9 protein-coding genes are annotated in these 11,669 nt (G+C 65.2%); 8 read left to right on the top strand and 1 reads right to left on the bottom strand.

Annotated elements, in window-relative coordinates; genetic code table 11:
• The first annotated feature begins 22 nt into the window (after window positions 1–22).
• From OG417_RS25090 to OG417_RS25060, 7 genes are all read left to right on the top strand, one after another.
• Window positions 23–274, top strand: a complete 252-nt coding sequence (locus OG417_RS25090; protein WP_329260812.1) for a hypothetical protein — start codon at window positions 23–25, stop codon at window positions 272–274.
• A 238-nt stretch (window positions 275–512) separates the two neighbouring features.
• A complete protein-coding gene (gene fxlM, locus OG417_RS25085) occupies window positions 513–1,766 on the top strand; it encodes a methyltransferase, FxLD system (protein ID WP_329260810.1) in 1,254 nt (417 codons plus the stop codon).
• Window positions 1,766–1,891, top strand: a complete 126-nt coding sequence (gene fxlA / locus OG417_RS25080) for an FxLD family lanthipeptide (RefSeq protein WP_329260807.1) — start codon at window positions 1,766–1,768, stop codon at window positions 1,889–1,891. The genes fxlM and fxlA overlap by 1 nt, the downstream gene beginning before the upstream one ends.
• 81 nt (window positions 1,892–1,972) lie before the next feature.
• Window positions 1,973–4,720, top strand: a complete 2,748-nt coding sequence (locus OG417_RS25075; protein WP_329260803.1) for a lantibiotic dehydratase — start codon at window positions 1,973–1,975, stop codon at window positions 4,718–4,720.
• Window positions 4,717–5,793 (top strand): lanthionine synthetase C family protein, encoded by a 1,077-nt coding sequence (locus OG417_RS25070; RefSeq protein ID WP_329260799.1) that lies wholly within the window; start codon window positions 4,717–4,719, stop codon window positions 5,791–5,793. The genes OG417_RS25075 and OG417_RS25070 overlap by 4 nt, the downstream gene beginning before the upstream one ends.
• A 19-nt stretch (window positions 5,794–5,812) precedes the next feature.
• Window positions 5,813–6,628, top strand: a complete 816-nt coding sequence (locus OG417_RS25065; protein ID WP_329260796.1) for a thiopeptide-type bacteriocin biosynthesis protein — start codon at window positions 5,813–5,815, stop codon at window positions 6,626–6,628.
• Window positions 6,629–7,070: 442 nt separating this feature from the next.
• The gene (locus OG417_RS25060) at window positions 7,071–7,505 is read left to right on the top strand and encodes a hypothetical protein (protein WP_329260793.1); all 435 of its coding nucleotides are present in this window, start codon (window positions 7,071–7,073) and stop codon (window positions 7,503–7,505) included.
• 338 nt (window positions 7,506–7,843) lie between these two features.
• On the opposite strand, the gene OG417_RS25055 is transcribed toward OG417_RS25060, so the two are convergent.
• The gene (locus tag OG417_RS25055) at window positions 7,844–10,939 is read right to left on the bottom strand and encodes a tetratricopeptide repeat protein (protein WP_329260789.1); all 3,096 of its coding nucleotides are present in this window, start codon (window positions 10,937–10,939) and stop codon (window positions 7,844–7,846) included.
• Between the two features lie 292 nt (window positions 10,940–11,231).
• Between OG417_RS25055 and OG417_RS25050 the strand changes: the two genes are divergently transcribed.
• Window positions 11,232–11,606, top strand: a complete 375-nt coding sequence (locus OG417_RS25050) for a hypothetical protein (RefSeq protein WP_329260787.1) — start codon at window positions 11,232–11,234, stop codon at window positions 11,604–11,606.
• Window positions 11,607–11,669 lie beyond the last annotated feature (63 nt).

Below are 11,669 nucleotides of genomic sequence, written 5' to 3'. Positions count from 1 at the left end.
CCTCTCGGCTTCGCTATGTCGCATGACCCGTACGACCGGCGACCAGGTGACGGCGGAGGAGTTCGACCGGCTCGTCCGCGACTTCCCCGGGTGGCTGATCTGGCGGTCCAGCGGGGCGGGCTGGTGGTGGGCCACCCGGAGTCGTCTTTTGACCGAAGAGGAGATGTACGCGGAGATGCATCACACCGTGTGCGGCGAGGACGCCGAGACGCTCCGCAAGCAGCTCGATCAACAGGCCACCATCGAGGCCGGCCGAGCGGCGGTCGGCAGATGAGCGGCACCGTGGCCCCCGAGAACTTCGCGCGGGCGCTCGCTAAGTTCCACCAGGTGTTGTGCGGTAACCGGCTCGAAACCCTGCCTGAAACCGAGCCGCTGCTCCGGCAGCATGACACAGCGGGAGACGACAGACTTCGGGTCGCTCGCCGACCCGGATTCCGCCCCCGGGTCGGCCTGCAAGAAGACCAGGGGCCACCTCGAGCCGCGGCGGCCTACACATCGGAAGAGGACATCTCATGAGCGTCGGCACCACCACGGGCAGCGAGAGGCTCCGCAACGACATGGTTGACCGGCTGGCCGCCGATCACGCGGCGAAGGGGCTCACGCTACGCCCCGAGGTGGAAGCAGCGATGCGGACCGTTCCCCGCGAGCTCTACACGCCAGGTAAGCCGCTGGAGGAGGCCTACAAGAACACCGCGGTCGTTACCAAGCGGCGCGGTGAGGAAAGCGTCAGTTCGGTCTCGGCGCCGTTCCTGATCGCGGAGATGCTCGGTCAGGCAGCGGACGCGCTTGAGGGCCTGGAAGGCCGTCACGTGCTAGAGATCGGCAGCGGCGGATACAACGCCTCGCTCCTGCGAGAGCTCGTCGGCCCGTCCGGGTCGGTCACGACCGTCGACATCGACGCCGAGGTGACCGATCGGGCGACCGCCTGCCTGGCAGCGGCGGGCTACAACGACGTCACCGTGGTGTGCGCGGACGCCGAACAGCCGATCGAGCCGGGCCGCCGCTACGACCTCATCATCGTCACCGCCGGCGCCTGGGACATCCCACCCGCGTGGCGAGACCAGCTCACCGACGACGGTGTCCTCGTCGTGCCGCTGCGGACGCACGGGATGACCCGATCGTGGGCGCTGCGCCGCTCCGGCGACCGGCTGGACAGTGAGAGCCACCGCCAGTGCGGGTTCGTGCCAGTGCAGGGCGCCGGAGCCCACGGCATGCAATACGTCGACATCGCCGACGGCGTCCACCTACGGCTCGATGAAGGCCAGCAGGTCGACGCCGACGCGATGGGCGGTCTCCTCACGCAGCCGCGTCAGGAGGCATGGGCAGGGGTGAGCCTGCCGCCCCGCACCGTCCTGTCCGACCTGGACCTGTGGCTAGCGATCCGCCTCATACGCGAGGTGGAGCAGTTCGTCGTGCTAACGGCGCAGGAGGCGGCGATCAAGGCCGGCACCGTCGCCCCGTCGTGGCAGTTCGGCACCCCCGCGACCATCCACGACGGCACGTTCGCCTACCGGTCGGAGCTGAGCTGGACCGGCCGGATGTTCGACCTCGGCGCATACGCCCACGGACCGGCGGCCTCCGCGGCGGCCGGGCGGATGGTCGAGCACATGCGCGCGTGGGTGGACGCCGGCTGTCCGCCGCCGGTGCTACACGTCCTCCCCGCGCATACCCCCGACGGCGACCTGCCAGACGGGGCGGTCCTGGACAAGCGGCACAGCCGCCTCGTCCTCGCCTTCACCCCCACCCACGAGAAGGGAACCCACTGATGGAACAACTGAACGTCCGCCTGGTCGACGCCGGGCCCACCACGAGCGCGTACGCCACCAGCACCGACGACAACTGCGGCTCGGGCAACACCGGCTCAGACGCCTGCTCCGGCGGCGGTCGCTGACACCCCGTCCACTCCTCCGGGCCCGGGCTCGCTGTGGGGCCGGGCCCGGCCTCTTCCTGATCACCCTGGAACGGTGAACGCATGTTCCACGTCGCCGACGCGGCGTTAATCAGGGCCGCCGCCTACCCCCACGCTCTGACCCTTCCCGCCTGGCCCGACCTGACCGCCGACCAGCCCAAGGAGTGGCTGAAATGGCTGAGCCAGGCATGGGCGCTACCAGGCTTCGCAGCGGCCATCACGCCCGCCGCGCCTCAACTGGCCGGCCAGATCGCCCACGCCGTGGCCGGCGAGCCGATGGCCGAGCGCAGGCTACGGCGCCTGGTCGAGGCGACGGTGCGATATCTGCTGCGGTGGACGACCCGCGCGACCCCATTCGGAACCTTCGCCGGGGTGGCACCAGTCGAGTTCGGTTCCCATGCGGCGATCCGCTGGGGCGAGGAGCACTACGCTGCGACCCGGCCCGATGAAAAGTTCATCGCCCAACACACAGCACTGGCCGAACGGGACCTGGCCACCCTCCGTACGGTCGCCGTGGTGACGAACTCACGCGGGTATCCACGGGGGGATAGGGATCGATGGGTGCTGCCCTGCGCTCGCGCCGACGGCGGCCGCGTATGGGATGTCGAGATTGACCTGACCGGCCCAGTCTGGTTGGCGGTGCAGAGCGCCGCGTCTCCGATCATGTTCGGAGACCTCACCGCGCGGGTGGCCGAGATACTGCCCGCCGGCACGGCGGCAGCCGAGCAGCTGCTGGCCGCTCTCGTGGAAGCCGGGGTGCTGCTGTCGGCGGTCCGGCCGCCGATGACCGTGACCGACCCGGCCGCGCACCTCACCCGCCACCGCGACCTCCCCGACTTCGGTGGGCAAGTCGCGGTCGATCTACGGGTCGATTGTTCGGTGACGCTGCCCGCGGCGGTGGTCGCTGAGGCGCGGGAGGCCGCGTCCGCACTCGTCGCCGTGGCGCCGCCCCCGCCAGGCTGGACCACCTACCATGCCTCGTTCTTGGACCGGTGGGGGCCGGGGGCGGCCGTGCCGCTGCGCGAGGTTCTGCAAATCCTGGGATTCCCCGCCGGGTACCGGGGCTCACCCCGCCGCCGTGAACCCACGATGGTCACCGCCCGCGACAAGACGCTCGCCGAACTCGCCCAGCAGTCCGCCCTGGACGGCTGCGCCGAGGTGGTACTCGATGATGAGCTGATCGGCCGACTGCGCGGCGACGACGACCGGCCGCCGATCCCGCACACCGAGCTCCGGTTCACCCTCGCCGCCGAGACGTCACACGATCTCGACCGGGGTGCGTTCACCCTGACGGTGGTCAGCGGGGCCCGCCACGCCGGGGTCGCAGCCGCCCGTTTCCTGCACCTGCTCACTCCCACCGAGCTGGACCGTTTCCGCCGCGTCTACGCGAGCCTGCCGACCGCGCTGCCCGGCGCGGACACGGTGCAACTGTCCGGGCCTCCCCTGAAGACGCGGCTGGCCGCCGTCGCCCGCGCCCCCGAGCTACTGCCCGTCCTGCCGGTCGGCGACTTCTGCCCGGACCCGCAGTTGACGGTGGAGGATCTGTCGGTGGCCGGCGACGGTCAGCGGCTGTGGCTGGTGTCCCGCACCACCGGCCGGCCGGTCGAACCGCTACTGCTGAACTGTGTGCTGCCGGCCATGCAACAGCCCCTCGCCTGGTTCCTGGCCGAGATTTGGACGGCGTGGACGGCTCCGTGCAGCAGGTTCGACTGGGGACACGCCCGCAGCCTGCCGTTCCTGCCCCGGGTACGGCGCGGCCGGTCCATCCTGCACCCGGCCCGCTGGCTGCTCGGCCAAGCCACGCTTCCCGCCCGCACCGCGTCGTGGCCGCAGTGGCTGCAGGCGTGGCAGCCGTACCGCGCACGTCACCGGCTGCCGCGCGAGGTGCTCATCGGCGACGACGATGTGCGGATCCGCCTGGACCTGGACGAGCCCGCTCACCTGACGGTGCTGCGCAGCCACCTCGACCGGCGAGGTCATGCCGTCCTCACCGAGGTCCCCGGACCGTCCGGCTGGCTCGATGGCCGACCCGCCGAGCTCCTGCTCACCCTCACCGACACCCAACCCCGCCGGCCATGCGCCGCGCGAGCCGCCGGCACTTTGCAGCACCGGCCCGGAGCGTCGCCATGGCTGAACGCACACCTGTACGGCCGGTGCGACGACATCCTCGCCCACCTGGTCAAGCGGCACGAGGACCTGCCCGCAGGCTGGTGGTTCCTCCGCTACCCCGACCCCGCTCCCCACCTGCGGCTACGGATCCCTTTGCAGACCACAACGTTCGCCGACGCCGCCCGCGACCTCGCCGAATGGGCGGAGCAGCTGCACGCCGGCGCCGTCCTGTCCGACTACGCCCTGCACACCTACCGGCCCGAGACCCGCCACGGGACCGGGCCGACCCGCGCTGCGGCCGAGGCGGTGTTCGCCGCCGACTCGGCCGCCGCTCTCCAGCGGCTGTCCGGCGACCGGCAGGCCGCCGCGGCTGCGGGGATGATGGCCATCGCCGACGCCTTCACCGGCGGGAAGGGTTCGCGCTGGCTCGCCGAACACGTCCCCCGCCGCAGCGGCCCACGGCTGAAAGCCGCCCAACTTGCCCTCGCCCGCGTCCCCTACGGCGGCGATGATCTGTCCGCAGCGCTGGTCACCTACCGGTCTCTCTCTGACCGCGACGGCCTCGATCCGGACCAGGTGCTGGCAGACCTGCTACACCTACATCACGCCCGGATGATCGGCGTGGACACCGCCTCCGAACAGCAGTGCCTACGTCTGGCCCGCGCCGTCGCCCACGCTGACCTCGCCCGGCGCAGCTCATGACGGCGGGACAGTCCCTCGCTGAAGGGCCGGTTGGCATCGCCCTGCTGCACCTGGAGACCGGCCGATGGGGTCCGGCGCGCCAAGCGCTGGAACAGGCTGTCGCCGGTGGCGTCAGTATCGCCGACAGCGCCAGCCTCTACTACGGCGCTCCCGCCCTCGCCTTCGTCCTCGCCGGATCCGATCATCCCAACCTCGCCCAGGCACGGGCCGTCGCCGCCGCCGGAACCGCGACGGTGACCCGCCGCCGGCTGGAGGCCGCCCACCGCCGCATCGACCAACACCACCCGCCGCAGCACTACGCCGAGTTCGACCTGATCCGCGGGCTGACCGGACTAGGCGTCACTCTGCGCCGCATCGGCTACCTCGATCTACTCCGGGACGTACTGGCCTATCTGGTCCGGCTCACCGAGCCCATCGGCGGGCTTCCCGGCTGGTGGTGCACGACCGGCCCCAACTACCAGCAGCCGCCGCCGGTCGGAGGTCACAGCAACCACGGGATCGCCCACGGCGTCACCGGCCCGCTCGCACTCCTCGCTCTCGCAATGAGGGACGGCGTCACCGTCGACGGGCACACGGAAGCGATCACCCGTATCTGTCAATGGCTGGACACCTGGGAACAGCGAGCCGACAGCGGTGCCTGGTGGCCGCAGATCATCACGCTCGACGACATACGCCGCGGCGAACCGAGCCAGCGGAGTCCACTACGGCCGTCCTGGTGCTACGGCACACCCGGCATCGCCCGCGCCCAGCAACTCGCCGCCCGCGCACTCGGCGACACGACCCGGCAGCACAACGCCGAAACCGCGTTCACCGGCTGTGTGAACGACCCAGCCCAGACGGCCCGGCTCATCGACCGAAGCCTGTGCCACGGCACCGCCGGCGTCCTGGCGGTCGGGCACCGCATCACCGCTGACGCCCTCACCTCGATACCGCTCACATCCCTGCGGCACCTGCACCAGCACGCAACCACGGCAGCGGATGAGCCGGCCGGGTTCCTCGACGGGTCGGCCGGTGCCGCCCTGGCCGTCGCCGGAACGACGATCTTGTGGGACGCCTGCCTCCTGCTCTACTAACCCTGTGAAAGGCCCGCCCATGGATGAGCCCCTCCGCGAGACTCCCTGGCGCCAGGTCAACATCGCCTACCCCGGCAACCGCCAACAGCGCGAACGCCACGCCATCGGCCACCTCGTCCGCATCCTGCCCGCCGCCGAGGCCGACGGGCTCATCACCGCATGGTGGTGGATCCGCAAAGGCCCATGGCGCATCCGTTACCTCCCCACCGAGGAGGCCGGCGGCGACGACCTGGTGCACCCGCTGCTCACCGCCGACGTCACCTGGACCGGTGACATCTACGAACCCGAGACTCACGCCTTCGGCGGCGAGGCCAGCATGGACACCGCCCACACCCTTTTCCACCGCGACAGCCGCCACCTACTCGCCTACCTCCACGACGACCCCGCCGACCGACGGGAACACTCGCTCGTGCTGTGCACCGCGCTCATGCGGGCCGCCGGCCTGGACTGGACCGAGCAGGGTGATGTCTGGGCAACGGTCGCCGAACAGCGCGATGGGCTCCAGCCACCTATCCCTCGCTCCCAGGCCTGGGCCTCTTTCACCGGCGACGTCCGTCACCTTCTGCTCGGTGCGGCCAGCACGGACACCATCGCGAGCGAATGGCTCGCCGCGTTCACCGACACCGGCGCAGCACTCCGAACCCTGCGCGAAACCGGTCGACTCACCCGAGGTCTACGCGCGGTGATCGCACTCCATGTGATCTTCCACCTCAACAGAATCGGGATCCCCGCGACCACACAGGCCTCCCTTGCCCGGGCCGCGAAGCACGCCGTCTTCGGCAGCCCCCCGCACGACCGATCAGCCGGAATCGCTCGTTTCCAGGTGGAGGGATGATCCCTCGCATCCGTTCGACGAGCGCGCAGCAGGGGCGCCGACTTGGCCCGGGCAGATGTTCCCGCAGCCAGCACAGCCGATTTCACCGACCTGATCTCGTGCGGCTGGGTGAGCGTTCTAGCCCCGAGCAAGGTAATGCCGTGACCGGGAAACATCAGCGATCGACACACTTCTGCACAACCACCCTGCTTTCGGAGGGTACCAGGCACCATCCAGCAAACCCGACCGGGTATTTGACGGGGGATGACGGGAACACGATCGGCATCAGACAAGCAAAAAACGGAGCCGGGTCAGGGCGCTGGTGTTTTGCCGGACTGCGTGGTGAACTGTTCTGTGACCGTGTTCCTCTGAGGTGATCTCCAACCCCCACAGTGGGTGTCATATGATCTTTAGGTTCTTGCCGCTCTGCGGTCACCTCAGCCCTTACGTTTGGGAGTGATCGATGGGAGACCCGTTAACTCTGGCGATTGCCGCGGCAGCGGCGGGCAAAGCGGTCGAGCTCACCGGACAGCCCGTTAAGGACGGCATCGTCGCGTTTGGCCGAAAAGTGCGCGACAAACTCAGCGGACGAGCCGCCGACGAGGAGGCTCTAGTGGGTGCGATCGCCAGGCCCGATGATGGCGCAGGGATCGCTCGACTGGCTAAGGCTCTGCGTCGCGTGATGGAAGCAGACGCCGGCTTCGCCGACGATCTTGAGGCTGCATTCCAGCGTGCCATGGACGAGGACCCCGAGTTCCGCGTCGTGGTTGACGATCGCCTCCGGCAGACCAGGGTAGACGCAACGGCGAACAACGAAGGTGTCACCAACGTCTTCAACGGGACGGCCGAAAAGGTCATCCAGCTTCGAAACGTACACGGCGGCCTGACCATCAACTGAGGAGACCCGGACGAATCCGGATAGGCCTATTCTGTTTGTCGAGTTTGACGATGACGTAGGGCAGGCGATGACCCGAGGAGCCGCTTAGGGTTCCGTCGGAGCAGGATCCGAGCGCTGGACGACCGACCGGGACAGCGTAACCCCTTGCAGTCGTCCACAACTTCACCTCGCTGACGAGATCCGCAGGGACCGGGCGAGGCTCATACGGGCCGAGAAGGTTAGGATTCCACTCGCGAGCAGAGCGGCAACAGCGCGTAAGCATCTTAAGCCGGGTCAGCTGCTTCGCCGGAGCATGAGATCACCGCCCAGCCGCACTCTGCTTACCTAAATCGCGATATTCATGATGCCAGATCATCTAGTGCTTGCAAACGCATCTCGACTTCAAGCGCTTCCGGAACGTTAAGATTTTGAAATATGTCGAGCGCCTGCCGCCAATGGATCTTCGCCGTTTCACCGTTCTCGATTCGAAGCGTTACATCGGCGATCCCGGAGTGGATTTTTGCCTCTTGATAAAGGTCACTCATTCCCCGAGCTATTAGCAGTGCTTCGTCAAATTTCTGCAAAGCGCGGGAATAATTTCCCATCTCTTTGCATGTATTGGCCATCCCAATCAATGCTCTCGTACGCTCATACGGATTCTTGATATCCGTCGCAATATCATATGCCTTCTCATGATGGATCGGAGCTTCACTGTATCGATCCATAAGAAAAAATGTTATACCAATACCATTATAGGTATCTGCCATATCCCTGCGGTCACCGGTTCTTCGATAGATTGCAAGTGCCGCTCGATATGAATCGAGCGCTTCACGATAGTTTCCTTTATAGCGAAATACGTTGCCAATATTATTAGATAGAATTGCGCGATTATGGCGACCAAGGATGTTGTCGAATATTGCAAGTGATTGTTGATATGAACCTAGTGCATCGCGGTGATAGCCGCGACTCTGCTGCACGTCTCCGAGATTATTGAGCGCCATAGCGGCGCCACGGTCGTTTTGGGTATCACGGTAAATTGCAAGGGCCGATTGAATGTTGGAAGCGGCTTCGTCGTAACGCCCAAGGTGCCAGCAGGCGATGCCGATATGATTGAGGGCAGTGGCTTCACCTGTTCGATCGCGGATTTCACGATAGAGGTGAATGGCCTCCTGACAATGCGCCAGTGCCGCTCGATAGCGGCCACGAGACCAGTGCACGATGCCCATTCTGTCCAGGGCGTCTGCACTGCCGTGATTGTCCGCGCACTGTCGTGCGATGGTCAGCGCTTGGTCGGCATATTTGAGGGCGCTGTCGTCGTCACCTCCAAGGAATTTGAGGAATGATAGATCGAGCGCCGCACGAATGATTCCCGGTTGATCGCCTGTTTCCTGAGCAGATCGGAAAGCGACCTCAAGTGCCGTTAACGCTTCCTCCCAAAAGCCAGACTCTTCCAAAGTCTTTGATATCAAATATGCAAGATTTGCACCCTCTTCATGCCATTCATGGTTGGTCGAATACTGCGCCACCGCTAGCATGCTGCTCCACTCTGACTCGAACCACGCGTGCGCGCTTGATCGCGACTCGACACATGGCATCTTCTCCCGACTAGCCAGGGAAGGGCGTCTACGGTGAGGATGCAAGAGACGATCGACTTGATTTGCCGAATTCAGGTAATAGTTCAGAAGTCGCTTCAATGCCCGACGAATCATAAGCGGGCCGTCTTCATTCTTGCTGCATTCGCGCAGATATAAGCGGACCAGGGTGTGGAATCGGTAGGTGGTATCTGTGCTTCCTTCAAGAAGATGATGCTCGATCAACGTCGCCAGCGTGGCGCGTATCTCAATGCTGGACAGACCAGCCAGGGATGCTGCAGCATTTTCCGTGAGGTGCTCACCGGGATGCCACGACAGTCGCCGGGCGACCTCCTGGTGAATAGAGCTCAATTCTTGGTACGAGAGGTCGAACGCTGCACGCATCTCGTCGGACCCAGCGCGGAGACTGGACGACTCGACGCTATACTCTTCTATTAATTCATCGACAGTTTCGCCGCTTCGCACACGGGATGCCGCCAATCGTATTGCAAGGGGGAGCTGTCCGCATAGACGTATCGCTTCTTCAACGGTATCATCGTTTCCGCACCTCGCAATCTGAGCGAATAATGAGATTGCGTCTTTCATCGGCAGGACGTCGAGTGCGATGTGCTCAGCGGCTGGCAGACCGGATAGGTTGCGCCGCGCCGTAATCAGTACGCGGCATGCGTCCGTCGCGGGCAGCAGTGGGCGTATCTGCTCCTCGTCGGCTGCGTCATCTAAGACGATGACCGCTCGGCGATTGGCCATCTCCGCGCGCCAGAGCACGGCGCGGTCGGAGAGGGCAGAGGGAATCTTTGCTGCTGGGACTCCGATCGTACGCAGCAGTGTGTTGAGTGCCTGCGATGGACTGAGTGGAGCGCGCCCTGGGTCGTGTGCCGCCAGGCCCAAAAATAACTGCGCGTCGGGGAACCTGCGTGCGAGCCGGTGAGCAGCGCGTATGGCCAAGGTGGTCTTGCCGAGGCCAGGCATTCCAGTGATTACCTGTGTCGTGTGATGTCCGCTGTCTAAAGCGTTGAGCTCGCCTGTGCGGCCTATGAAATCTCCGAGGTCGGCCGGCAAGGTGCAAGGCTGACCCTGACTACGATTGTTTCGATAGCGGGGGGTTATCGCCAGATCGAGATCACGATCCAGGATGCGCTGGTGGACTTCCTGCACTCGGGCGGCCGGCTCCGCACCGAGCGTCTCGACCAGTAGGGCGCGGAGTTCGCGGTAGACCTGCAAGGCTTCAGCTTGCTGATCACACCGATACAAGGCGGTCATCAGCTGAGCTGCGATCCGTTCGTCCAGCGGGTGCTGTGCAGCCAGCTGCCGCAGCTCTCCAATTAGACGACCGTGATGGCCCAGTTGGAGCTCGCCGTCGATTCGGTCCAAGGTGAGCGAGCGGCGCTCGGCCTCAAGTCCTGCACGGACCCTCTGCATCCAATCACCAGAGAGGCCACCGAGGGCATCGCCAGACCAGAGATCCTCTGCCTCACGCCGCAGGGTGACAGCGTGCTCGGCCTCACCACTCTGGGCAATGGCATCGGCCTGACGGCGCAGTCGCCTGAACCGGTGAAGGTCCACGCTCTCTGGATCGAGGACGAGCCGGTAGGCATCGGGCACAGAGACGATGTGGACGTGTCCATGCGTGGCGTGTCTTAGCCGACGACGCAGTCGCGAGATGTAGCTGAGTAAGTTGCTTCGAGCATGGGCTGGTGGATGGTCATCCCAGATACGCGTGATGAGCGTCTCCAGGTGAACCGATCGATCAGCCTCCAACGCGAGAATCACTAGAGCGGCCTGCTCCTTGAGCGACCCGAGCCCATGTCGCCGTCCATCGGCCCAGAAACCGATCGGGCCCAGGAGCTTCACCGCCACGTCCATGGCCATCCCCCGGAAGATGGTCCTCATATCTCCCCGACGGATCGTCTCACCGTATCGGCTGAAATGCCATATTCATGCGGTTTTCGGTCAGTCTGGAGGCTTGAGCCTGGTTTGACTTGGCACTGACGAACTCTCGTACTATGGGCCCTACGCGCTGCCCAGCGGCTTGATCACCGGCCCGGCCTTAGTATTTGAGTCAGACCGGTAGGGTTACGGACACTGTCCGTATACTAGGATTGCCGATGTTATGCGGAACGGGCAAGGTCGCCCATAACGCCATAATCAAGTCTGCATGCTAGAAGAACGGAACGGAATGACTAGTATTGCCCGCCAAGGCAATGTCGCCCGGCTGGCTGTCATGGCCTTTATGGTAACGGGCGCGGCCAGTGTGGCCGGCGCTGCCTATGTTGCCACACATGGCAATCGCGCAAATGGTTCGTCCAACCTGAGCGAGCGGCTGAATGACTCAGGAGCACGTGTTCCTGAGTCGGCTTCTACACAGGAGGCCGTTTCGACGACATGGATGTTCGTCGAGACGAAAAAAACATTCGAATTCACATCTAAGCCGACTGTTGCGCCCGCCACCTGGATGTTTCGCACGACGGGACAAAAACCTAATTCTGTGCCTACCGTGGCAGTCGCGTCGGAAACGACCTGGATGTTCTAACATCCGAGTCGCTTCGCCGGTCTCCCGCCCCGGGGGAGACCGGCTTCTATATGCCGCGTGACC

The sequence above is a fragment of the Actinoallomurus sp. NBC_01490 genome (assembly GCF_036227085.1).
Lineage (GTDB): Bacteria > Actinomycetota > Actinomycetes > Streptosporangiales > Streptosporangiaceae > Actinoallomurus > Actinoallomurus oryzae.
Note: the sequence above shows the minus strand (reverse complement) of the source record. Positions and strands in the feature narration are given on the sequence as shown.